Annotated in this window: 19 protein-coding genes; 12 read left to right on the forward strand and 7 right to left on the reverse strand. The window is 71.6% G+C overall.

The window, feature by feature from the left end:
- Positions 1 to 538 precede the first annotated feature (538 nt).
- Positions 539 to 1,378 (reverse strand): hypothetical protein, encoded by an 840-nt coding sequence (locus AC1WTP_RS16705; RefSeq protein ID WP_481650169.1) that lies wholly within the window; start codon positions 1,376 to 1,378, stop codon positions 539 to 541.
- Entirely contained in the window at positions 1,375 to 1,953 is a 579-nt protein-coding gene (gene shbA, locus AC1WTP_RS16710; RefSeq protein ID WP_481650170.1) for an RNA polymerase sigma factor ShbA, read from the reverse strand. Before shbA ends, AC1WTP_RS16705 begins: the two co-directional genes overlap by 4 nt.
- A gap of 471 nt (positions 1,954 to 2,424) precedes the next feature.
- On the opposite strand from shbA, the gene AC1WTP_RS16715 reads away from it, so the two are divergent.
- Entirely contained in the window at positions 2,425 to 3,456 is a 1,032-nt protein-coding gene (locus AC1WTP_RS16715) for a hypothetical protein (RefSeq protein WP_481650171.1), read from the forward strand.
- A gap of 310 nt (positions 3,457 to 3,766) precedes the next feature.
- Positions 3,767 to 4,432, forward strand: a complete 666-nt coding sequence (locus tag AC1WTP_RS16720) for a hypothetical protein (protein WP_481650172.1) — start codon at positions 3,767 to 3,769, stop codon at positions 4,430 to 4,432.
- An 835-nt stretch (positions 4,433 to 5,267) separates the two neighbouring features.
- Here the strand turns inward: AC1WTP_RS16720 and AC1WTP_RS16725 are convergent.
- On the reverse strand, positions 5,268 to 6,275 hold the full coding sequence (locus AC1WTP_RS16725; protein ID WP_481650173.1) for a DUF2637 domain-containing protein: 1,008 nt from the start codon (positions 6,273 to 6,275) through the stop codon (positions 5,268 to 5,270).
- Between the two features lie 1,126 nt (positions 6,276 to 7,401).
- Positions 7,402 to 10,419 (reverse strand): M36 family metallopeptidase, encoded by a 3,018-nt coding sequence (locus AC1WTP_RS16730; protein WP_481650174.1) that lies wholly within the window; start codon positions 10,417 to 10,419, stop codon positions 7,402 to 7,404.
- Positions 10,420 to 10,834: 415 nt separating this feature from the next.
- On the opposite strand from AC1WTP_RS16730, the gene AC1WTP_RS16735 reads away from it, so the two are divergent.
- The 5 genes from AC1WTP_RS16735 (at position 10,835) to AC1WTP_RS16755 (ending at position 15,998) form a co-directional block, all read left to right on the forward strand.
- The gene (locus AC1WTP_RS16735; protein WP_481650175.1) at positions 10,835 to 11,551 is read left to right on the forward strand and encodes a helix-turn-helix domain-containing protein; all 717 of its coding nucleotides are present in this window, start codon (positions 10,835 to 10,837) and stop codon (positions 11,549 to 11,551) included.
- Entirely contained in the window at positions 11,548 to 12,807 is a 1,260-nt protein-coding gene (locus AC1WTP_RS16740; RefSeq protein ID WP_481650176.1) for an MFS transporter, read from the forward strand. Before AC1WTP_RS16735 ends, AC1WTP_RS16740 begins: the two co-directional genes overlap by 4 nt.
- A gap of 247 nt (positions 12,808 to 13,054) precedes the next feature.
- The gene (locus tag AC1WTP_RS16745; RefSeq protein WP_481650177.1) at positions 13,055 to 13,567 is read left to right on the forward strand and encodes a SigE family RNA polymerase sigma factor; all 513 of its coding nucleotides are present in this window, start codon (positions 13,055 to 13,057) and stop codon (positions 13,565 to 13,567) included.
- On the forward strand, positions 13,564 to 14,979 hold the full coding sequence (locus AC1WTP_RS16750) for a WD40 repeat domain-containing protein (protein WP_481650178.1): 1,416 nt from the start codon (positions 13,564 to 13,566) through the stop codon (positions 14,977 to 14,979). Before AC1WTP_RS16745 ends, AC1WTP_RS16750 begins: the two co-directional genes overlap by 4 nt.
- A 110-nt stretch (positions 14,980 to 15,089) precedes the next feature.
- Positions 15,090 to 15,998 carry an aminoglycoside phosphotransferase family protein gene (locus AC1WTP_RS16755; protein WP_481650179.1) on the forward strand — a complete coding sequence of 303 codons (909 nt, stop codon included), beginning with the start codon at positions 15,090 to 15,092 and terminating at the stop codon, positions 15,996 to 15,998.
- Between the two features lie 59 nt (positions 15,999 to 16,057).
- Here the strand turns inward: AC1WTP_RS16755 and AC1WTP_RS16760 are convergent, their stop codons facing one another.
- Complete coding sequence (locus AC1WTP_RS16760; protein WP_481650180.1) at positions 16,058 to 16,612, reverse strand: hypothetical protein; 555 nt, start codon at positions 16,610 to 16,612, stop codon at positions 16,058 to 16,060.
- A gap of 346 nt (positions 16,613 to 16,958) precedes the next feature.
- Between AC1WTP_RS16760 and AC1WTP_RS16765 the strand changes: the two genes are divergently transcribed.
- Positions 16,959 to 19,157: a tetratricopeptide repeat protein gene (locus tag AC1WTP_RS16765; RefSeq protein WP_481650181.1), complete on the forward strand. Its 2,199-nt coding sequence runs from the start codon at positions 16,959 to 16,961 to the stop codon at positions 19,155 to 19,157.
- Positions 19,158 to 19,215: 58 nt separating this feature from the next.
- Positions 19,216 to 20,001: a 2OG-Fe(II) oxygenase gene (locus AC1WTP_RS16770; protein WP_481650182.1), complete on the forward strand. Its 786-nt coding sequence runs from the start codon at positions 19,216 to 19,218 to the stop codon at positions 19,999 to 20,001.
- A 50-nt stretch (positions 20,002 to 20,051) separates the two neighbouring features.
- Here the strand turns inward: AC1WTP_RS16770 and trpS are convergent, their stop codons facing one another.
- Together trpS and AC1WTP_RS16780 are read right to left on the reverse strand one after the other, a co-directional pair.
- Positions 20,052 to 21,110, reverse strand: coding sequence for a tryptophan--tRNA ligase (gene trpS / locus AC1WTP_RS16775; RefSeq protein ID WP_481650183.1), 1,059 nt, complete (start codon positions 21,108 to 21,110; stop codon positions 20,052 to 20,054).
- 82 nt (positions 21,111 to 21,192) lie between these two features.
- The gene (locus tag AC1WTP_RS16780) at positions 21,193 to 21,369 is read right to left on the reverse strand and encodes a hypothetical protein (RefSeq protein WP_481650184.1); all 177 of its coding nucleotides are present in this window, start codon (positions 21,367 to 21,369) and stop codon (positions 21,193 to 21,195) included.
- A 490-nt stretch (positions 21,370 to 21,859) separates the two neighbouring features.
- Here AC1WTP_RS16780 and AC1WTP_RS16785 point away from each other — a divergent pair, with 490 nt between their 5' ends.
- The 3 genes from AC1WTP_RS16785 (at position 21,860) to AC1WTP_RS16795 (ending at position 23,302) form a co-directional block, all read left to right on the forward strand.
- A complete protein-coding gene (locus tag AC1WTP_RS16785) occupies positions 21,860 to 22,327 on the forward strand; it encodes a hypothetical protein (RefSeq protein WP_481650185.1) in 468 nt (155 codons plus the stop codon).
- A 99-nt stretch (positions 22,328 to 22,426) separates the two neighbouring features.
- Positions 22,427 to 22,981 (forward strand): alpha-ketoglutarate-dependent dioxygenase AlkB, encoded by a 555-nt coding sequence (locus AC1WTP_RS16790; protein ID WP_481650197.1) that lies wholly within the window; start codon positions 22,427 to 22,429, stop codon positions 22,979 to 22,981.
- A gap of 63 nt (positions 22,982 to 23,044) precedes the next feature.
- Positions 23,045 to 23,302 (forward strand): SCO4848 family membrane protein, encoded by a 258-nt coding sequence (locus AC1WTP_RS16795; protein WP_481650186.1) that lies wholly within the window; start codon positions 23,045 to 23,047, stop codon positions 23,300 to 23,302.
- Positions 23,303 to 24,118: the final 816 nt, after the last annotated feature.

Here is a 24,118-nt window from a genome sequence, read left to right on the forward strand (position 1 = left end):
GGAGCTACGGATCAGAAGGTTAGGGGTTCGAGTCCCTTCGGGCGCGCAGCAGATCAAGGGCCGGTTTCCCGTCACGGGAGACCGGCCCTTCATCGTGTCGACCCCACGGCTGACCCCTACGCCTATGCGTCGAAGAGGAAGCCGAGCCGGTATACGGCGCCCCGATGTAGCCGCCGGCTGACCCCGACGTAATTCGACATGGCGACCGTCGGGGAGTTGTGTCCGTGCAGGTCCTGAATCTGTTCGAGTGGTACGCCCTGGTCGTGAAGGACTTGCGCGTTGCCTCAAGGCCGTCGCGGGAGAGCAGCCCGATGCGGTCCATGTGGCGACGACGCCGCCACCGGAAGCGCCGACGGGCGGCGGTCGCAGCTGGAAGTCGACCCGGCCGTCCCGCGAACGGACGACGGACGATCCGGACTGGCGGCCCCCACCGGCGCAGAAGATCCGGAAACTGCGGGCAATGATTGAGCGCCGACCATCGAGAGCGGACGTGTGTCTTGTAGAGGTCGGTCCAGCGACCGCGCTACCCCGCCCCTCATCAGGTGTCGCTGCCGGTCTCCAGCGGCAGACCGGGCAACGGCGACAGCCGCGACAGGTTCGGTACCGGCGGTGCGGTGGGCTGGGGTACCGACGGCACCGGGTCGCTTCCCGCCGCCGGTGAGCCGCCCGCCGGCGTCCCTTCCGACCTCGTCGGCGGTGGCTTCCCAGCCGAGGTACCCGTCGTCGGGTGGCGGGTGGGTGCGGGCGGCCCCGCTGTTGTCGGCAGTGTGGCTGAATCCGCTCGCGCCGCCGTGAGTTCGCGGGTGAGCGCGTCGAGCCGGGGCAGGATGCGCTCCGCCGACGATCGGTCGGCCACGCTTGCGAGCTCGCGGCGGGCTTGGTTCATGAGCTGCTGGGCGTCATCGAGCCGTCCGGCGGCTAGGGCGTTGCGCGCCCGGTCAATCGTGTCCTCGACTTCCCGTACCTGTGCCTGCTGGGGATGCAACACCTTCGTCAGTGACCACAGCGGGCTACCCGGGCCGGCGTGCCGACTGCCGACCCCAAGCCCGGACGCCAGCGCGATGACCGTGAGCGCTGCGGCGGTGAGGTGCAATGCCCGCGGGCGGGACCGTGCGCACAGCCGCGGTGGGGCAGCCGGGCGACCGGGGCGCGACAAGTCCGCCGCCGTCGCGCTCCCGGCATCCGCGCTGGATCGGAGAAGGGCCGGTGCGGGCGTTCTGAGGGCGATGTCGGCATGCCACGCGGCGAGGATCGCGGCGAGATCGTCGTCGGCCGGGGCTTCCTGGCCGCGTCCGAGTGCGTCGAGCAGCAGGTCGTCCTGGGCCAGGATCTCAAGATCGACGGCCTCCTCGCCGTCGCCTGGCTGCCGTCCGCTCATACCGCCACCTCGTCCGGAGCATTCCTGGCCAGGGTACGGAGCCTGGCCAGGGCGCGGGACTGGGCCATTCGCACGGCAGCGGCCGTCATCCCGACGATCGTCCCCACCTCGTCGGCGGACAGACCGACCGCCACGCGCAGCACAATGATCTCCCGCTGGACGTCCGGCAGCCTGTCCAGCAGGACCGACAACCGCCGGGACACCTCGGTGGCGATCACCTGCTGCTCCGGGCCGGGAGCCTGGTCGGGCTGCTCCACCGGGGTGTCGGTCGGGACGACAGCGCTGTAGCGGATCGCGGCGCGCTGCGCGTCAGCCACCTTGTGCGCGGCGATGCCGAAGACAAAGGAGGCGAAGGGGGAGCCTTGGTCGCGATAACGAGGCAACGCTCGTATCACCGCGAGGCAGACCTCCTGGGCGACGTCGTCGGCTGTTGTGTATGCGCCGCCGACGCGGCCCAGCCGGGCCCGGCAGTACCGGACCAGACCGGGGTGCACGTTCGCGAGCAAAGCCGCGGTCGCCTTCGGATCGCCGGTGGCGGCCCGACGGACGAGCTCCGGCTCGATCACAGTGGTCATGACGTTCGCGAGGCACCTTCGTTACCGGCGGGTTAACCGCACGCTATCGAGCTTTGCCCACTTTGCATAGTCACGCTGTGTAGCGGGTAGAGCGCGCGAGGGCCGGCCGCGACCGCACCTCGGCCTTCCCGATCTGAGATCAACCCGAGCACCTGGGGAAGGCCTACCCCAGATAGTGATCAAATTTTGGCTGCCGCCCGGCCAGCAGGCCCTCCCATCAGGGTTCCCGCCTCCTTGTGGCCAGCAGTGGCACAATCCGTCACCAGGCCTAGGCGTTCGTGTCCCGCAACCGTGAATGCTCACTCGCCTGAAGAGCTGGAGTTGTCGCGGACCCCGCGAAAGGGTCGCACGGGAGCAGGGGCCGTTGCGTGGATTGCGGTGACCCTGTGTCGGAGGGTGACGGGCCGGGTGCTCTAGGGCAGAATGGGCGAACGTTGCTGAGCGACTGCGGACGAGCCGGGAGGTGCCCTCATGCGGCGTCACGCCGGACGACTCGCTCAGACGACGGTGCGCGGGCTGCTCCTGCTCGGTGGACTTGTCGCCGCCTTGGGCGCCTATGAGGCGATCATGGGCGGGCCCGCCTACGCGGACGACAAGCCTCGCCCGAGCGTGGTCGGCTCTCTACTCGGCGATGCCGGTGCGCTCATCAATGGTGTTCTTCCATCCCCGTCCGCCGGGCCGCTGATGGTTGACTGCGGCATGGACGAGGCCGAGGCGCGGTGCGAGCCGGCGTCCGAGAGCCCAGCGACAACCGGTACATCGGCCCCTGGCCGCGTGGAGCCCGTCGTGGCGGTGCGGGTACCGCCCAGTGACCGGTCCCCGGCAGCCCCGCCGCTGCCTCGTGTGGCCGATCGCGAGGCTGGGTCGGGGTTGGCGAGGGTCGTCGGCGCGGTGGCGCCGGTGACCCGTCCGGTCGTGGAGGCGGCGGCGCCGGCGGTGCAGGGTGGGATCGCCGGTGCGGGGGCACTCGAACCGGTTGACGTGGTCGTCCGGCCGGCGGCCGAGCCCATCGTCGAGATATTGAGCCCCGTCCTGGTCCCGGTGCTCGAGGTGACCCGGCCGATCATCGGCCAATTGACGTATCCGGTGGTCGCGCCCGACGAGCCGCAGTGCGGGCCCGTTGAGGCGCTGCCTGGCACCACTCCGGGCACTGGCGGCGCCGCGCGGACGCCAGCTGTCGCCCCGACGCACCCGCACGCCGCGCCGCCCGCGCTGCACCGGAACGTGTCGCTGGAGCGCTGGAGTCGCGGCGAGCCGGCCGACGGTGCTTTCGCCGATCTGGGTCGTGGCCGGGGGCGCACCGGTGGGATGCCCTCCGGTGGTCTGACGCCGGCCGCGTCCGGCAGCGCGAACAGTTCCTCTTCCTCAGGCGCTGGTACGCCGACGGCAGCCGACATCTCGCCGCGCTCGTGGACGCCGGAGCTTATGCCCCAGCGCTGCGGTTCGTCGCGGTGGGAGACGTTCACTGAACGATCGTCCCAGCCCGACACCAGACCCGCCTGAGGCTTCACCTCCCGCCGCGGCCTCGCTTTCACCGGGTGTGGCCCTGACGCGGCGGTGATCCGCCGTCGGTGAACGGCACCTCTCGCCCCGGCGCACCTATGTGACGGCGCCATCGGCCGGGAGCGGGGTGTCCGCGCGCAGCGGGTGGGCCGGGATGGCCTCGCCTTCGCCGAGTCGATCCCTGAGGGAACGGCCGCCACGAAAACGGCACCTCCGCTCCAGCAGCGGGCGACCTGACCTGACTGCACACCAACGCCCAAAGGGACGGGCTTACCTCCCGTCGGGCAACCCGCCAAACCCAGGAGATTCCATGCGAGATATTCCCATGATCTGTGCCCGCTGGTGCGACGGCCGCGACGTTGCCGGCCTCGTCGCCGATTCCCTGCACACGTCGACGATCGGCGCGTGGCTCGTTCCTGATGACGACCAGCGACGCAGTGTGCTCACCGCCGTTGCCCGCATCTGGGTCGAACAGGCCCTCCTCTTCGGTGAGGTCTTCCTCCTCGCTGACCGCTCCGCTGCCGCCGTCTGGTTCCACCGCTACCGCCCCATCCCGCCGCCGGCCAGCTACTGCCAACGGCTCGCCGCCGCGTGTGGTGATCACCTCGACCGTTTTCGTTGCCTGGACCGGGCCCTCAAGGCGCACCGCCCCGCCGATGCTCATAACCACTTGGCGTTTCTTGCGGTCCCGCCAGCCGCTTGGCGCGCCACCCGCGCATCCGGCCTGCTCGCCAGCTGCCTCGTCCGGATGGACCGCCTCGCGCTTCCCTCCTACGCGGAGGCCACCACCACGGCCGAGGCTTCCCTCTACGCCCGGCACGGCTACATCGCCCGCGAGCCCTTCGCGCTCCCCGACGGCACGACGGTCCACCGATTGTGGCGTCAGCCCGCACGGCACCGCGCCCCTTCAGCAAGAAGATCGCCCAACAGCCGACCTGGGTGGAAACGCGCGGAGACGCGAGTAGCGGCAACGTGAGGTGTGGAGCTGTTCGCCAGCGTCCGTCGCTTTCGCAGGGGTCGGTAGTCGTGGCCGTGAGCTTCACCCGGCCCCTCGCCGAGACCGATCAGCGCCAGACGTGGGCACGGTGCGAGGCGTGCCGCCGCCGGAGCTGCGGGGCGACGATGCTGGTGCGTCGCCGTCACAATCGCGCTCCGGGCCGCCCCTTCCGATCGCACCAGGACCTGAGTCCACGGCAGGGCGCTTGTTCCAGGGATGTTGAGCCCTCAGCGACGTGGATAAGCGACGCAGTGACGGTGGACAGCCAGGCCCAACTCACGGCCGGGGGGCGCCTACCCCCTGTACCAATAGTCCCTATCGGGGATATGCCAGCCATCAGGGTTGTCCCCAAGCTGAGCGTGCACCTCTGCCTCCCCGCGCTCCTGATCATCCGGTCGCCTAGCATCAGCAGTTGATCAGGAGGCTGCATGGACACGGCAGTGATCTGGATACCCGCCGAGATCGACCCCGTCGAACCGGCTGTGGCGAGATGCCTGGACTACAGCCGACGGCGAGGCTACCGGTTAGAGGGCATCGTCCGTGGACCGTGGGAATCGGTGAACTGGATGGTCAGCACCCGTGAGGTGGACGTGGTCATCATCTCCGACCAGGCGTACCTGCCGCCGGTCCCGGCACCGCGGATCGAGGTTGCCGGAGATTGAGGCTCACGCTGCTGCGAGGCCGTGATCATCCCATTCGGCTGTCAACACATCTGGTGACGCACAACGGCCCGGTGGACCCGCGGCCAGCAGGAGCAGATCGATGGCCTGAGGGTCAGGTTGGTGCGGTTGGTTGTCGAGGCAGGCTGGAGCCGCTAACTGACGGGCGTTCCGTTGAGGTGCCGCCGCGCCGTCCGGTCGGTGACTCCGGCCTGCCGGGCGATATCCGCCACGGAGGCGCCGGGGTCGGCGGCGCGCGCGGCGAGCACCCGTGCGGCGGCGGACGGACGGGCGCCGTTGCCGGCCGGCGGAGTCTTCACCGGCGTAGCCCTCCGCGGGGCGCTTCGAGGTTGGGAAGATCGCGGCGCGATATCGGTGCCGCCCACCGCGGCGGCGCGGATGGGGGCCTCGTCCTCCGCCTCCTCGTTGCTGCTGGGCACCGCGGGTGCTGGCCGCCCGCCGGTCAGCATTTCCACCACCAGCAGCAGCGCCAGGGCTGGCCAGGCGGAGATGACCCGGGCCACCAGGTTGTCCGGCGCCGCCAGGACGTTCGCGACGATCGACGCCACCACGCCGATCAGGAAGGACACCCGCGCTGACATGCGCCCCGGCCGACCGGCGGCCCGGTCGTCGGCCAGCACCGCGGAGGCCACGATCAGCATCCCGTCGACGCTGATGGGGAGGAGATTGGACAGGATGGGCGGCTGACCGTGCTCGGCGGCGAGCTGTCGCATGTGGCTGTAACTGGCGATGGCCGCCACCCCGGCGACGACCGCCGCTGACGTTGTCCGCGCGATCCTGGTCAGGTTCACCGGCGGCCGCCCTGCCCGTAAAGTGACGCCGCACCCGCGCTGGCCAGGCGCACACCGCTCAGGTGGTGGCCGTCCCGGCGGATGTCGCACTCCGCGACCAGAGCGTTCGAGCCGTCGTCGGCCGCGTCGAGGAATCGGCGGCACCTGTTGAGGCGGTGCTGGGACCTTTTCCGCTGGCCAGCTTGGCCGCACCGATGGCCCATTGCGGGGATCACCTCCGAGTCGTCGCCAGGCGCGACCGTAGCGCACCCAACACCCCGGGACCGGAGCCGGTTGGTTCACGGCGGCAGCGCGTTTGGTCGCCGCAGCCTTCGTCACGGTGCTCGTCGTCGGGGACGTCGATGGCAGCATTCCGCGGGTTCGGCCGTGCTCCCGTCCGCGACCGCTTTCTGCATGACGAGCGGACTCGCGGCCGGACCGATTCGGTCCCTAGTGCATCAGCGGAAGCGATCCGGCGACGGGCGGGTTGTTGTGTCACCCGGCCACGCCCAGCTGAGGCGCTGCGCGGTTTCCAGTGTCTGGTTCCAGCCGGGCTGAACATTATCGGAAATGCTGTTGGCGCTCGGCGTGGTGATTGGTAGCGCATCGGAACAGGGCGAACCGCCGCAGCCCGCGGTCGTGAGGGCGGAGCCTTGAGTAGCAGGCCAAGGAGGCGGTGGCGGCCTGTAGGACCTCAAGCGTCCGGGCGTTGTGTGTGTGGCCATAAAGGCGGACGTAGGTCAATGTAACGGCTGTCGCATTCTTGACGCCTGCATTGGTGGCAGGTGCAGAGGTCGGCTCGGGACGTCACAAGCGTCCATGTCGGGCCGGCAGCATCTCGCGCCGAGTCCGGTGCCGAGGCTGTATTGATAGCTGGTGCCGGTTCGCCTGGGCTGAAGGGCATTTGTGTGCTTGATCTGTCCGCCGTTGCGCGTGAACGTATGGTGCTGGCGACCGTCGCTGACCTGATCGTGGCGGCGACGGTCGGTAAGGGCTTGCGGGTGGTGGTAACTTGCCCGCCCTCGCATGTCACTGTCGTTGGTCGCCTGGTTCGCGCATTGCACGCGCGTGGTCGGGTCTGCCACTGCTGGGTTTCCAGATCGGGCCGCCCCGACTTTGCCCGCCTGGATTCAACCGACAGCACAGCGAGCGAACCGCCGGTCATGGTGATCGCAGGTATGACGGCGGCGAGCGGAGACGAGGCTCACCGCATCGATCTTCGCGTGGCGACGCATGCCCCGAGAGCATCGGCAACGAGCCACGCGAACCGTCAGGCGAGCGACGTGCACCTGTGTGCTGGCCCTCACCTGGACATTCTGCTCGACTATCACGACCCGAGTTGGCCGACAGTCCGCCATGTCGTGTCTCAGCTCTCGTCGCCGCCTGCCAGGCCGTAGCCGCGGAGATGTGAGAGACGGTGGTGGCTGCCGGGTGCCGGCAGCCACCACCCGGGAGGCGTCGCGGACGGCGTCGGAGGAATGGCGGCGGCTGGCCTACATCACCTTGTGTCCGTCGCGGTGAGGGTGAACGGCACCGCGGCGCCCAGCCACAGCTGGCTGAGGAGGTAGCGGGTCCCGCTCGGAATCGTGCCGGACTCGTCGGCGGCCTCCGACGCCGCAGAGCCGAGCAGGGCGCACGACTCGTCGTAGAAGTACAGGTCGAAGTCGTACGGGATGGCGGTGTCGCCGCGTACCTGCACCCGGTGGGCTCCGTCACCGAAGCTGTCCGGCAGTTTCGTGACCCAACCGTCCGCGCCCTGCACCGGTGCCACCGGCACCGCACAGGCGGACGTGAACGCGGTGGCGGTCACGCCGGTGGCGTCGTCGGCCGTGCCGGTGGACGGGTTGCCCGTGACGATCATCCCGGTCTCGGTCACCGGAGCGTCCGGCGGTGACGGGGGCAGCGGCTCAACCCCGGTGGCGGTCTGCGAGAAGGCCTGCAGCTCAGCCGTCTGCACGTCGCTTCTGGTCTCGCCGAGCGCGGTGTCGGTCCAGAACCGCACGTACTGGGCCTGCACCGGCTTCGGCAGCGCGAACTGCTTGTAGTGCAGGTCGGGTGCGGTGGGGCGGGGCGTCTGGTAGCCGAATGCGTCCGCCCGGGTCAGGACGGTCTGCCAGTTGACCCCGTCGGTGGAGGCCTGCAGGGTGAACCCGCGCAGGCCCTCGAAGCGGGAGGTGGCGAACGCGCTGACCTGGACCGAGGAGATCTGCGCGGGAGCGGCTAGTTTGATCACGGCGTTGCCGGTGCCCGCGGCGGCCTTCCAGCTGCTCGCCTCGGTGTCGTCGATCAGCTGTCCGGCACCGGTCGTGGTGGCCGAGACGATGGCTGCGCCGTTGGCGGCGGACGCCAGATTGGGGGCCAGCGCGAATCGCAGTGCGGACGTCTTACCGGCGGTGATCTTCACGCCTGGGAAGGTTCGGGAGCCGAATCCCTCGGCCACGATCGTCACCGGGTAGGTGCCGGCGGTCACCGGCGCGGAGAACCCACCCTCCGCGGACGACGTCCTCAGCGCGGTCACCCGCGCTTCGAAGACGCCGAGGATGATGCGGGCACCGGGGACCGGTTCACCAGTGGCGGCGTTGACGACGGTGCCGGTCAGGGTGCCGTTGCGGGCCGGGTTCACGTGCTGGTACGAGGGGACGGGGTCGGTGTCGTCGCCGCCGTTGCTCGCGGCGTGCAGCCCCAAGCCCCGCTTGGCGAAAGCGCCGTAGACCACATCCACGATCGCGGCGTAGTCCGACCTGCTGTGGTAGCGGTTCGCCAGCGCGGTGCGGATGGCGTCGCGCATGTCGATGAAGGAAGGGTCGGCGGGGGACAGCGGCATCGCGTCGGTGACGAGCCGTGCGGCCATGTCACCACCGGCCGTTTCGCCGTAGCGGGCGACGAGGCCCTTGCGCATGTCCCACAGGATCGCCGTCCAGATCTCACCGTCGGAGTGGACCTCGGTGCCACCGAGGTCGTAGCCGATGTCACCGAAGCCGGTGGGGTTCTGGTCGTAACTCCAGTTCCGGATGCCACGCTGGCTGTTGCCGGTCACGTGCTGGCCGACCACGGCGGTGGTGGCGAGCTTCTTCCCGTAGAGGTAGTTCAGCGCGTACCAGTCGCCCCAGCCCTCGCCCATCGAACCGGACTGGTGGGTGGTCAGGGCGTTGTCCTCGGCGCTGACGTAGCGGTTGGACAGCCCGTGCGCGTACTCGTGCTCGATGACGGAGGCGTCGAAGTTCCCGTCGGCGTACGGGCCCTCGAACGTGTCGTTGATCGGCTCCCACAGGAACATGCCGCTCCACGCCGGGATGCCGTCCGGCAGGGTGAGCATGTATGCGTTGTCCCGGCCGGTGTAGGTCGGCGCGCCGCCGGTCACCGCGCCGGCGTGGACCAGCCCGAGGACAGGGTCGCCGCCCTGACCGCCGTTGGCGCCGTTGGTGGTCTGGAAGTTCCCGCCCGATTCGGTGAAGCCCAGAGCCCGAAACTCGTCGTGGATGCGGTTGTGGTGCCAGAACAGGTTGGTTGCCGCCGGATCGAGGTCCTGGGCGTAGCTCGGTGGCACCGTCTGCCCGTTGCTGCGCGTCCAGTTGGCGGCGTAGGCGTAGTTGAACTGGGCGGTCGGGCTCACCGGCCGCGGCGCCTGGTCGGCGGGGACCAGGAAGTTCGAGTAGTTGGCGTACGTGTTCGCGTTGTTGCCGACGGTCGTCGGCCCTGGGACGCCGGCCAGCCCGCTGGGGTCGACGTATCCCGACGGCGACTGGGCGGTCGGCCCGAACGACTTGATGACCGGGGTGCCGCCGGCCGGAGCACCGGGGTGGTTCTCGTAGACGGTGCCTTCGGCGTCGTGCGCCACCAGGGAGGCCTGGTACAGCGTCTCACCGGTCGCCGCGTCGACAACGATGTCCCACGCCTGGTCCAGCGCCTTGACGAACAGCACCCGGTAGGCCGGCCGGGCACCGTCACGGGTCGGGAAAGCGCCCTTCTGCACGTAGGAGTCACCCGCGAAGGACCCCTTCGCGAAGACCTGGAAGCCGGCGCGCTGCCCGGTCGGCTGCACGGTGTAGCCGATACCGGCGGCGAGGCGACCGACCACGGTCTGCAACGCCTGGCCCGCTGACAGCGTGTGCGCGGCGACCAGCCCACCACCGCGGGCCGACGTGCCGGCGTAGGAGAGGACCCGCCCGTCCCTGGCGACCGCCACCCCCAACCGACCGCCGCGCACCGCCGCCAGGCCGGCGTACGTCTGTGCGAAGTTCACCACGTGGGTGCCGGTGCCGACGAGTTCGTGGTCCCGCACGACCGTCAGCTCCGCGACGTCCTTGCCGGACAGACCGAACGCGTCGCGGTTGGCGTCGATGAAGGACCGGGCGACGGTAACCGGATCGCCAGAGCGGGGCCCGGTGAGCCAGCCACCGTCCTTACGGATCGTCCGAGGCGTGCCGAACCGCCCGTCCCAGCTGACCCGCGTGCCCGCGCCCGCGGACGCGACCAATTCGCGTACGGCGGTGACCTGCGCTTCGGTCGGTCGCACGGAACTCGACGTACGACGCACGTCGATCCGATCGGTGGCCGGCGATCCGAGATCGACGACGGCCGCGGTGGCCGATGGACTGAGTGTCAGAGCGAGGACGAAGGCCGCCCCGACGGCGAGAGGTGGACGGGTACGCATGGAAGCTCCTCTGGGGGTTGGATCATGCCTGCGTCATGCCGGAGGTGGTAGCCCCTCGCAATGGACATCGCCGAGAACGGCTGACGTGCAACAACCAGCCCACGCGCGCGCCACAGCCTGCTGCCACCACGCCAAACCGAGCAGCTCACCAGCCGTTCGAGATCCGGGCGCCTACACCCCCCGGATCCGGCGGTACCTCGCCTGGCTGCACGACACCGTCCGACGCGATGCCAACAACCTGTTGCAAAGATTTCTTTGCAAAGCTATCTTGGCACTCATGGCTGAGGATCCGCACAAACCCGGGTACGACTCCACGCAGGACGTAGTCCTCGACGCGCGAACGCTACGCGGTGTAGCCCATCCACTGCGCCTGCGGTTGCTCGGCGCACTGCGTCATGAGGGGCCGCAGACCGCCACCCAGCTGGCCGCCCGGCTCGGCGAGTCCAGCGCAGCGACCAGCTACCACCTCCGCACACTGGCCGCTCACGGCTTCGTCACCGACGCGCCCGAGCTGGGCCGCGGTCGGGAGCGCTTCTGGCGTGCCGTGCATCGCTCGACCTGGTTCGACGCCCCCGACCGGGACGCCCCGGAGCGCGAACTCGGCGAGGCGTACCTGCGTACGGTCGCGCGGATGTACGCGGAGAACGTCGAGCGGTCCATCACCGAGCTGGCCGACTGGCCGCAGGAGTGGGTGAGGGCGACCAGCATGAGCGACCTCACGGTCAGCCTGAGCGCCGCCGAGGCGCAGCAACTCGCCGACGACATGATGGCCCTGCTGGTGCGGCACCGGGACCGGGCGGCGGACCGGGCCGGCGACGGATCGGAACGCGTCGCGATGACCACGCAGTTCCAAATCTTCCCGCGGCGCGGCCAGCTGGACGCGCTGTTGGCGACGCGACCCGCGCCCGTCGGCGGGCCCGTCACCGCGGGTGGTGAATCGTCCGGTACCGCGGCCGATGAACCCTCCGGTGCTGCGGACGGGGACCGACCATGAGTCAGCGGTCCGCGTACGGGTTGCTCATCGCCCAGGCGGTCTCGGTCACCGGCACCCGGATGTCGGTCGTGGCGGTGCCCTGGTTCGTGCTGCAGAGCACCGGCGACGCCCTGCTGACCGGCGTTACCGCGTTCGTGGAGATGGGCGCCCTGGTCGCGGCGCGCGTACTCGGCGGACCGCTGGTCGACCGGATCGGGCCGCGGAGGGCCAGCGTCGGCGGTGACCTGACCGCCGGGCTCGTGCTCGGCGTGGTGCCCCTGCTGTACGCCGCCGGCCTGCTCGCCTTCCCGGTCCTGCTCGTGCTGGTCGGGGTGGTCGGGCTGTTCCGCGGGCCGTCGGACAACGCGAAGTACGCGATGGTGCCCGACGTCGCGGCCGCCGCCGGGTGGAGCAACGAGCGTGCCGCCGGGCTGGCCGACAGCGTGCAGCGCCTCGGGTCGCTGATCGGGGCGCCGCTGGGCGCGGTGCTGATCGCTCTGGTCGGCGCTCCCGCGGTCATCGCGCTGGACGCGGCCAGCTTCCTGCTCGCCGCCGCGCTGGTGGCGACCCTGGTCCGGGTCCGGCGGGCCGAACCCGACCCGGCCGAGGCGGGCCACCGCACCGGTGTCGGCGGCTACCTCGCCGACCTCGGGGCCGGGCTGCGTTTCGTCCGGCGTGATCCGCTGCTCCGGGCGATCGTCGCGATGGTGCTGCTGACGAACCTGCTCGACCAGGCGATGACGGCGGTGCTGATCCCGGTGTGGGCGGCCGAGCGCTTCGACGACGCCGCACCCGTCGGGCTCGTGTTCGGCGCGCTGAGCGCCGGCGCCTTCGTCGGGTCGCTGCTCGTGTCGATGTACGGCGCGCGATTGCCGCGATGGCGCACGTACGCCGTGGCCTTCCTGCTCGGCGCCGTCCCGCGGATCTTCGTGCTGGCGCTGCCGGTCGGGCTACCCGTCATCGCGGGCGTCGCGCTCGTCGGTGGGGTGCTGATCGGGGCCATCAACCCGTTGCTGTCCGCTGCGGAGTTCGAACGCATCCCGGCCGGCCTGCGGGCGCGTGTCCTCGGCGCGGTCGGCGGTCTGGCCTGGGCCGGCATCCCGCTCGGCGGGCTCGTGGGCGGCGTGCTCGCGTCGACGCTCGGCGCCACCGGAGGCATCCTCGTAGTAGGCACGGCGTACCTGTTGGTCACCCTGGACCCGCTGGTCCGTCGGCGCACCTGGCGGCTGATGAACCGGCCGGTTCCAGCCACCACCCCGGTCTCTGTACCGGTCTGACTACGGCGTCGCGGCGCGACCCGGTGAACGCCGTGTTCGGAATCCAGCCGCTCCGGCGCCTGCACAGCTGTGGTCGCTCGACCTCGGGCTACCAGGTCAGGGGCAGCCGTTGGAGACCGCATCGCGCGGAGCCACGGATCAGAAGGTCAGGGGTTCGGGTCCCTTCGGCGCACATCGGCGAAAACCTCGCGTCGACGCCCCTCCACGATCCGCCGGATGAGCGTGTGAGCAGAGCAGGAGGTGGCGCGTGGATGCCGACCGGCAGTCGTTCGAGGCGTACGTTCAGGCCCGTGGTGCGGGTCTTTCTCGGCACGCCTACCTGCTCACCGGCGATCACCATCTCGCCGAGGACCTGGTCCAGCAGACGCTGCTGCGGGTCGCCGGTCGGTGGAAGCGGGTGGTGGCTGGCGGTGACCCGGACCCGTACGTCCGTCGCGTCCTCTACCACCAGCACGTCTCCTGGTGGCGGTGGCGGGCCCGGCGGGTGCGGGAGGCTCCGCTGGACGCCATCGACCGGCCGGTGCCGGACGAGGCGGACGCGGTCGCCGTGACGCTCGCGGTCCGGGCGGCGCTGGCCCGGCTCGCTCCCCGGCAGCGCGCCGCGATCGTGGTGCGGTACTTCGGCGACCTCAGCGAGGCGCAGATCGCCGACACCCTCGGCTGTCGGGTGGGGACCGTGAAGAGCCAGTTGCGGGACGGGCTGGCCCGGCTGCGGGTGCTCGCCCCGGAGTTGGCGGAGCTGCTGGAGGTGCGGTCGTGAGCGATCGGGTGCTGACGGAGGCGTTGGGTCGGATAGCCGAGGAGTCGCGTCCGGCGCGGATCTCACCGGACACCTGGCGACGCGGCCGGCGGCGCCGCCGGCGCCAGGTCGGGGCGGCGCTGGCGGCGTTCGTGGCGGCGTTGGCCGGTACGCCGTTGCTGCTGCCCGCGCTGCCGGACGCGGGTCACACGCCGGCCGGCGCGGACCGGCCGGTGGTGCCGTCGCGGGTCTACCCACCGCTGACCGGGGAGGCGACCGTCACCGAGGATCCGCCGGGCCCGGCCGTCCTGGTGGTGGCCGGCGACCGGGAGCTGCGCGGCAGCGACATCTGGGGCTGGGAGGGGCGCAGCCTGGTGGTGGGACGCGACGGCGACTACCGGCTGGCCCGTACGGTCGGGGAGACCAGTGCCGGGACGGACGATCTGCTGCTCTCGCCCGACGGTCACCAACTGGCCGCTCAACCCTGGTTGGAGGGCAGCCACTGGCCCGACGACCCGGTCGGGCAGACGGCGATCCTCGACCTGACCACCGGCCGGATGCGGCAGTACGCCGGTGGCCTCCCGGTGGCCTGGGCGCCGAACGGCCGGTCGTTGCTGGTCATGGCACAGAGCATCGACGGCCGGCTGGGACGGCTGAGCCTGCTCGACCCGGCCACCGGGGCGCTCCGCCAGCTTCCCCCGATCACCGGGACGTTCCGCGCCGGCAACCTCGCCGCCTTCGCCCCGGACGGCTCCCGCCTCGCCGTGGCGACGACCGACGCGCTGCACATCGTCGACCTGGCCGCCGGCACGACGCATACCCTCGCTGCGCTCACCCCGCGCGACCGGCTCGCCGGGCCCGGCGCCTGGCTGCCCGGCGGCGACCGGATCGCCATCTGGTCGATGGGCGACTGCGAGGACGGCGGCAGCTGCGACGAGGGACGCCTGGCCCGGCGGCAGATCCGCATCGGCTACCGGGACGCACGCACCGGCGCACCGGCGATCGGCCCGGCGCTACCCCCCGCGCGGGGCCTGGCCGCCAGGCTGCTCGGATGGCAGCGCGACGGTGACGCCGTCGTCGCCGAGTACCAGCCGGAACAGGGGATGATCAAGCAGCCGGACGACCACCTCTGGTCCGAGACCGGCTGGACACAGGTCGGCGCGGTCGAGTTGCGGGAGTTCCGCCCGGACGGGTCCCGACCCGAACTGGTCGAACTGCCGGCCAGCGCCCTCTTCGTCGACGTGCCGGCCGACCTGCTGGACGACTTCGGCGGACCATCGCCATCACGGCCCGAAGGGGCCGTCCGCCGGCTGCTCGCCATCTGGTGGCCCCTCGGACAGTTCCTGGTGGCGCTGGTCGCGCTGGTGCTCTCCGCCGTGGGCTGGCGACTGGTCGCCCGGCGGCGGCGATCCCGACGTCGACACCGGCCATAGCGCGCCCGCGCCGCGACCCTCCGGCCGGCCACGGATGGGAGCGCACGGGCTGCCACGGCGTCGGAGAAATCACTGGCGGCAGCGACACCCGGGCAGGAACCCTTCCCGTCGTGAACCTCCACGACAACGAGATCCAGGTGGATGAGGCACTCGTCCGGTCCTTGCTGCGGGAACAGCGACCGGAGTGGGCGGCCCTCTCCATCTCGCCCGCCGGCGCGGGCACGGACAACACCATGTACCGGCTGGGCGACGAGTTGCTCGTACGACTTCCGCGCACCCCGGACAACGCCGAGGCGGTGCGGAAGGAGCAGACGTGGCTTCCGCGGCTGGCGCCGCACCTTCCCTGTCGCATTCCGGAGCCCGTGCACGCCGGCAGCCCCGGATCCGCGTTCCCGCTCGCGTGGTCGGTGTACCGCTGGATCGACGGCGACGAGGTCGGCCCGGGAACGGTCACCGACTGGTCCACCCTCGGTGCCGACCTGGCAGCGACGGTGCGGAGCCTGCACTCCATCCCGCTCATGGGCGCCGCGCGGCGGGACGAGCTCAGCTGGTACCGGGGCGGTGCCCTGCAGGACTGCGACCGGTGGATCAGCGGGTGCTTCGACGACTGCCGCAGGATCACCGGCCTCGACCTCGACGTCGCGACCCTGCAAGACCTGTGGCGGGCTGCTCTCGCCCTGCCTGAGCCAACCGGCCGACAGGTGTGGCTGCACGGCGACCTCAAACCCACCAACCTGCTGGCGCGGGAGGGAAAGCTGCACGCCGTCATCGATTTCGGCGGCCTCTCGATCGGCCTGCCCGACGCCGAGCACGCCACCGTGTGGGATCTTCCGCCCGAGGCTCGACAGGCCTACTGGAGGGCGCTGGACCTCGACGACGTGACGTGGCTCCGGGCCCGGGCGTGGGCCCTCGCGGTGGGAGTCAGTGGCGTGTCGTACTACTGGGGCACCTACCCCTCCTTCGTGAGCGAATGCCTGTCACGCCTCCGCGCGATCCTGGCGGATGCCGGCAAGCCGTAGGCCTCCCGTCTCCATCTCCCGCATCTCACGAAGTCGCGCCAGCCCCGACAAACCCACCATCAGCGCTGGCGCAGCCAGGAGCGGCGGGGCGCCGCGTCGCCGTCCAGGTCGGGCTCCGGCTGCCCGGTGCCCTCCCGCCGCCACCGGTTGCCCTGCTGGTCGGTGAAGCGCAGCTCGACCGTGGCCGAGGCGTGGCCGGTCAGGTCGACGCTGCGGTCGACGGTGACGAAGAGTTCGGCGCTGGTGCCGCCGTCGAGCCGGTCGACCGGGCCGGTCACCGTGGCGACCGGCACCCGCCGCCCGCCCGGCCCGGGCGAACCGGTGTGCACCACCGGCGTCGCCACCAGGTCGAAGACCGGCCCGTCGCTGTCGTTGGCGACCCGTACGCGCAGCACGCCGCCGCCCTGGATCCGGGCCGTGGTGGAGATGAGCCGGGCCTGCCGGGCCCGGGCCGCGCGGTCCTCGCGGCGGCGCGCGCGGATCTCCCGCCGCAGGCTGAGCACGCCGAAGAGCAGGGTGCCGACGGTGCCGAGCCCGCCGAACCAGTCCGGCACGGAGCCCCAGTCGATGTGCCAGTCGGCCGGGAGGAACGCCAGACGATCCACGATCGACATACGGCCACGGTAGCCGCGGTACGCCAGTCCGCCCGCCCTCCGCTGTCCGGTCGGGCGCGGCCGTCGTCCCGTCCGCGGGACCGGTCCGTTCGTGTCGGGCCGGCTGCACGGAGTGATACCGGAGGCCTGAGCCGGTAGGGTTGAGACACGGATCACGCGACCGGCCGCCACCGCACGGGCGGACCGACCACCGTGGACCCTGCCGTCCCGCCCCTCCGGGAGGTCAGATGAGCCACCGCAGCTCCACCCCGCTCGCGCGACGCGTCAGGTCCGACGTGGACACTGCCGGGCACGGCCGTCCGCGGTGTGCCGGCCCGGCCGCGCGCCGCTCCGGAGCCGGCCGGCGATGACCAAACCACCGCAGGACCCGGGCTTCTCGATCATCCCGCCCCGGCGGAACCGCCTGCCGCTGCGCGGCCGGGACCACCTCGTCGAGACGATCCTGCGGGCCGCCGAGCCGCCCGCCGGCACCACCCGCCCGACCGAGGAGGCCGCGCAGATCCTCTGGGGGCTGGGCGGCTGCGGCAAGAGCCTGACCGCCCAGGAGGTGGCCCGCCAGCTCGAGCAACGTGGCCGGCTGGTCTGGTGGATCTCGGCGAAGGACTCGGCCCGGGTGAGCGCCGGGATGCGCGAGGTCGCCGGCCAGCTCCAGGCGCCGGAGAGCCAGCTCGACCTGGCCTGGGCCGGCAAGGCGCGCAGCCCGGTCGAACTGGTGTGGGACCTGCTGAACGACTCTCCCCGGCCCTGGCTGCTGATCTTCGACAACGCCGACGAGCCGAGCCTGCTGGCACCGGCCGACGGGCTGGTCGCCGACGGCACCGGCTGGTTCCGGCAGCCCCGGACCGCCAACGGCCTGGTCCTGGTCACCACCCGCGACGGCCGGCAGGAGACCTGGGGCGAGTGGTCCACCATGCACCCGGTCCGCGAGTTGGCGCCCGAGGACGGCGCGCAGGTGCTGACGGACCTCGCCGGCGGGGCGCCCGGCAACCTGGCCCAGGCCACCGCGCTGGCCGCCCGGCTGAAGGGGCACCCGTTGGCGCTGCGGGGCGCCGGCACCTACCTGGCCGAGGCCAACCGGATTCCGGTCGGCACCGCCCGGTCCTCGATCCGGACGTACGACGACTACCGCGAGGCGCTGGACCGCCGGACGGGCGCCGGAACGCGGCGGGCCGGGCCGAGTGGCTTCGACACCGGGGTCCGGCCGGTGGTGCAGTCCTGGGAGATGTCACTGGACCTGCTGGCCGGCCGCGGGCTCGACCAGGCCCGGCCGATGCTGCGGCTGCTGGCCTGCCTCGGCGACGCGCCGATCCCCTACTCGGTCCTGCTCGACCCGGTCCGGCTGTCGGCCTCGCCGCTGATCGGCGAGATCGGCGAGGAGCGGCTGCGCGAGGTGCTCCGGTCGCTGGCCGACTTCGCGCTGGTCGACCTCGGCGTGATCGAGTCGCTGCCCGCCCAGTCGCCGGTCTCGCACGTGGTGACCCTGCACCCGCTGGTCCGCGAACTGGTCCGCGAGCAACCCGACGTGGTGGCCGACCGGGCCGCCTACCACGAACTCGTGCTCGACCTGCTGGACGTGCTCCGGCTGCGGGATCCGGACCGGCCGCGCGAGGAGGAGTTCGACCCCGACGAGCCGGACAAGTGGGCGAGCTGGCACGTGCTGGCCCCGCCCACGATGGGGGCGGTGCTGGACTTCCTCGACGCCGGTGACCTGCCGCGGAGCCGGCCGGACCTGCTCGACGTCGCACTCGACCTGGCCCGGCTCATCGCCCGCTACATCCTGGCGGTGGGGCTGCCCGGGCAGGCCGAGATCTTCCTGGACCGGTGCCTGGCCGGCTGCCGCCGCATCGGCGTCGACCTGGACGAGCGGCCGGTGCTCAGCCTCCGGCACGAGCGTTCCCGGGCGGCGCTGGAACAGGGGCACCTCGCCTGGGCCGAGGAGGAGCTCCGCAAGATCATCCCAGCGCGCGAGGCGCTGCTCGGCCGGGAACACCGCAACACCCTCGCCAGCCGGCACAAGCTCGCCCGGACCATCCTCGAGCAGGGCCGGTGGCGCGAGGCCGAGGAGGAGCTGCGGGACATCGTCCGGGCCGAGTTCCGGGTCCGCGGCCCCGAGGACCGCGACACCATGACAGCGCGGCACAGCCTGGCCCGCGCCGTGGTCGCCCAGGGGCGGTACGCGGACGCCCGCGCCGAACTGGCCGAGATCCTGGAGATCCGGCTGCGGCACTGGGCGCCGGACCACTTCGAGACCCTGACGGTGCGGCACACCCTGGACATCTGCCGGTTCGAGGAGGGCCGGGTCGACGAGGCCCTCGCGGACCTGCGGGAGATCCTCGCCACCGACACCGCGAAGCGGCAGGTCCAACACCTCGCGATGATCGCCGCCCGGCACACCCTCGCGCACTGCCTGATCGCCACCGGCGCCACCGTGGAGGCGGAGAAGGTGCTGGTCGGGGTGGTCGCCGACCGTCGGCGGATCCTCGGCGACGAGCACGCCGAGACGGCGCGCGCCGAGGCCGATCTCAGGAAGGTACGTGGCGGATGACGGATCAGACGGCGAGGTCCGACTCCGGCGCCGCGGCCAGCGTGACGAGGGAGCTGACGTGACCGACCAACTTCGCCGCCGGGACCGACTGACCGCCGAGTCGCTGCGTGAACTCGCGACCGGGGAGATCGACGTCATCTGGCACCGCGAGTACTACCCGCCGGCGCAGTGCGAGACCGCGCTGCCCCGCGTGGTGCGCGCGGTCGAGGAGGCGAACTTCCTGCTCACCAAGGAGTTCACCAGCGTCGGGACGTCGATGGGCGAGGTGGCCAACGGCGGCGAGAGCGTACGCCGCTACCTGGACACCGCGGCGGCCACCACCCGCCTGATCCGACACGACGTCTTCGCCGGGCAGCAGTCTCCCACCGACCTGATCCGCCTCGACCTGGACGAGATGTGGTCATATGGGGCGACCGTCGGCCGGCACGAGGGGCGGATGATGCTGCCCGGCGTGCTGCGCCGGATGACGCCCGGCGGGCGCGGCCGCCCGCACATCGACCGCCGGCAGATCCCGTTGCTCGACACGTACCGGCTGCACCGCCGGCTCGGCGTGAACATCTACCTCGAGGTGCCGGAACCGGGCGAGGGCGGCGAGATCGACTTCTGGGGACACCTCTCCGAGGAGGAGTTCGTGGCGCTCAAGACCGACCCGTTCGACTACGGCATCGAGCCGGAACGGGTCGGCCCGCCGCTGGACACAGTGCTGCCCGGCCAGGGCGACCTGGTCATGTTCGAGGCAGGCCGGATGCACGGCGTACGCGAGGTGCGCAAGGGCTGCCGCACCTCGGCCGCCTGCTTCGTCGGGGTCCGGTCGGCGACCGACCCCCTGCTGGTCTTCGCCTGACCGGCCGGCCCGGCCCGCCACCGGGCGCCGGGCCGGCCGTACCTGGTCGGTCAGGCCGCCGTCCCCGCGCCCTTGCGATACCGCTCGGCCCGGCGCCGCACCTGGGTGTACGCGCTGGTCAGCCCCATCGCCCGGCGTACCTCCAGCAGGGTTTGCCGCACCTCGGCGCGGGTCCGCTCGGTCCCCTCGACGATCAGCTGGTCGACCAGGCCCCGATCCGCCTCGATCCGGGCCCGGCGTTCCCGGATCGGGTCGAGGAACCGGTTGAGCGCGACGGCCAGCTCCTCCTTCACCTCGACGTCCCCGACCCGGCCGGCCCGGTAGCGCTGTTTCAGCTCCGCCACCCGGCCCCGGTCCGGATTGAACACGTCGTGGTACGCGAAGACCGGGTTCCCCTCGACGGTGCCCGGCACGTCGGCCCGCACCCGGTTCGGGTCGGTGTACATCCCCAGCACCTTCCGGCGCACGGTGGCCGGGTCGTCGGAGAGCGAGATCGCGTTGCCCAGGCTCTTGCTCATCTTGGCCCGGCCGTCCGTGCCGATCAGGGTGGGCGTCTCCGAGGGGATCATCTCGGGCACCGGGAACACCTCGCCGTAGAGGTGGTTGAAGCGCCGGGCGATCTCCCGGGTCACCTCGACGTGCGCCGCGTTGTCCCTGCCGACCGGGACGACCTGGCCCTTGACGCAGAGGATGTCCGCCGCCTGGAGCACGGGATAGCCGAGCAACCCGTACGGCATCTCCTCCTTGCCGGCGTCGCGGGCCATCTCCTTCAGCGACGGCACCCGTTCCAGCCGGGGCACCGTCACCAGGTTCTGCAGCAGGGTGTTCAGGTCGCCGACCTCCGGGATGGCCGACTGGAGGTAGAAGGTCGCCGTGCCGGGTTCGACGCCGGCCGCCAGGATGTCGGTGACCATCTCGCGGGCGTTGGCGGCCACCCGCTCGATGTCCTCCCGACTGTTCCGCGTGGTGAGCATGTGCAGGTCGGCGATGATGAAGTAGCTCTCGTACCGGTGGTGCAGCCGCACCCGGTTGGCGATGCTGCCGACGTAGTGGCCGAGGTGCAGCCGCCCGGTCGGGCGGTCCCCGGTGAGCATCCGTGCCGTGGACATGGTGGTACGCCTTTCGTGCCGAAGAAAGAGGATGGGCGCGAACCGACCCGGGGCGGACGCCCCGCGGCTCGGTGGGATCGACTCAGTGAGCCGGCCGCCATCGCGCGCCGTCGCGGAACCGCAGCCCGCTGGCACGAAGTACGTCGATGATGCGCTCGCGGCCGTCGCCGGAGCGGGTGGGGAACGTGGTCACGGCATCGAGCGGGAGACCGTCGACCGGGTCGACGACCTCCGGCGCGTAGCTACTCGCCCGGACCATGCCGCTACGGTATCGGCTTCCCGGCGGGCGCGTCAGCCCTGGTGGTAGCTGTCCCGGTAGTAGCCGCCGACCCGGTCCCGGTAGTCGGGCCGGTCGTACGCCTCCGGGTCGGAAGGCGCCGGCGCCGGCGCCGCGTCCGGCGTGGCCTGCTCGTACCCACGGCGAGGGCGGCGGGTCGCGCCAGCTCCCGGGATTGAACGGCTGCCCGGTCACTCCGATTTATGTCGACACCCGTCGGATCACAGCACCCAGCCAGCCGTTCCGGGAAACAACACGGCAATTATCGGTTCACCGAAATGTCTCGTGCGAAATTCGTCATAGTCGTCGCCCGCCGATGGTGCGAGGCGCGTATCCCCAGGTGACGGCGGTCGGCACCACACTGCGGCACATCCGGGCGCAATTCAGAGTGTCCACCCGGCACATTCGATGGGTGGACGCCGGCGGCCCATTCTGATCCCCGCATCCGCTACAGAGGGAAAAGGGGAAGCAGATGTATCGCACCATTCGGCGGCTCGGCGTCGTGCTCGTGCTCGCGTTGGGTCTGGTGGGCGGGGCGGGGGCCACCGCGCAGGCCGCGACGGTCAACCCGGTGACGCCGCAGTCGGCCTGCGGGCTCGGATACGTCGTCCAGGACCAGGACCCGATCCGGCACGCGCAGACCGGTGCCCTGCTCGGCACCGTCTACCTGCTCCATAACCCGATGGTCGGCTACGGCTGCACCGTCACCGTCAAGTCCGCCTACCTCGGCGCGCCGACCCGCACCCAGGTCTACCTCGCCGCCCAGTACCTGCCGACCCGGACCGACGACGGCAACCGGCTCTACGCGGCCGGCCCCACCAGGGCGTACGTCAGGGGCGGCTGCATCATCTGGGGCGGCTTCATGGCCGACCCGAGCGGCGCGGTCCACTACCACGAGCGGGCCAACCCCGCGATCGGTGGCATCGGCACCTGCTTCTGAGTTCGCGGGAGGCCCGCGTCCGCCGCGGGCCTCCCCGGACCGGCGCCGGAAGCCCGGCGGCCGCCCTGGCGTGCCGCTACCGTCGGGCTGGTGGGACGGATGCGCGGCATCCACGAACGGCCGGCGGGGTTGACCTACCAGCCGGAACTGGTCGACGTCGACGAGGAGCGGTCGCTGCTGGCCGCGCTGGCCGCCTACGACTTCCGCGAGGTCCGCATGCACGGGCAGATCGCCCGGCGCACCGTCCGGCACTTCGGCTACGACTACGACTACGGCTCCTTCCAGCTCACCGCCGCCGAGGCGTTGCCGGTGGAGCTGCACGAGGTCCGCCGGCGCTGCGCCGCGCTCGCCGGCCTGCCGGCCACCGCGCTCGCCCAGGCCCTGGTGACCCGCTATCCGCCCGGGTCGGTCATCGGCTGGCACCGGGACGCGCCGGCGTTCGGGCCGACGGTGGTCGGGCTCTCCCTGGGCTCCGCCTGCCGCTTGCGGTTCCAGCGCGGCAAGGCCGACGACCGCCGGGTGTACGAGGTGGAATTGGCGCCCCGGTCGGCGTACGTGCTCGCCGGCGCGGCGCGGTCGAGCTGGCAGCACAGCATCCCGCCGGTGCCCGAGCTGCGCTACTCGGTCACGTTCCGCCAGCTCCGCGCCGGCTGACCTGCGGCATCGACTGCCCGTCGCGCCGCCGGGCCGGGTCCGCCGCTGGCATACTCGGCAGCCATGGTGCTGTCGCGGGGCTGGGCGCTCTTCCTCACCGGGGTCGGTATCTGGACCTGGGTGATCTGGCCGAGATTCGCGGTCGCCATCTGGAAGGACCCGCGGTCCTGGTCCACCGGCCGGGTCGGCGAGTTCCCGGCGACCGGCTTCCTCTGGGTGCACGCCCTGCTGATCGCGGCGTCCCTGGTCATCGGTACCACTGTCGGCGTCCTCGGCATCCGTGCCTGGCGGGCCGCCCGCCGCCGTCCACCCGTCGGCTGAGCTGCGGCGGAACACCCTCGCCACGGGAGGGTTGCGACCCCTGTCGACCGCTGTCCGTCCGTTGCAGAGGGCGCGGCGGAATGCCGATCCTGCGCGGGGCGTTGCGCCCATCGTCCGCCGCGGTCCGTCCATCGGCTGAGGCCGCGGGCGGAATTCCGGCCTCGCGGGCGGCGTTACGACCATCGCCTGCGGTACAGCTGGCAGGTGGGCCAACCTTCCGGCCCGGTCCCGGTGCTTCCGAGCGTCCGGTGGCCGGCGGTGCGGTACCGGCGAGCGGGATGTGACGCGGGACGCTCCGCGCCGATTTGACGATCAAACCCGCGGGCGCGTAACTTTCTCTCTGCCAGCGCGGAACGGGCAAACAGGGCAAACGTCCTGGAGGTTCGGTCCGGGAATGGCACCGGCGCCATCGGGGTTACACCCACAGGAGCCGGTTCGGGCGGTGCCCCGGATTCGCCGCGAGGCGGATTTGGTGAGGCGGAACCGACCGGGTATGGTTGACGACCGGCAGGGCACCGGGCGAGCTAGCGGGAAACCGCGGCGGCCGGCCTGCCAAATCCGACGATCAAGCGTGGTGGTTGACGCTGCGCGTGTTCGGCGGAGCCAACCCGTACGAAGCACGACAGACCGGTACACACGGTTTGACACGGTAGAGACGGTGAGGTAACGTAGTAAAAGTGCCCGGCGCGGGAGCGGCGGGTGGTGCAGCCCCGGATGGGGGCCTCACGGTGTGGGGTTTCCGGATGGTGTGTGGTTGTTCTTTGAGAACTCAACAGGGTGCTTGATAAGCCAGTGCCAATTTGATTGATACCCCGG

This window comes from Micromonospora sp. R311 (assembly GCF_056780015.1).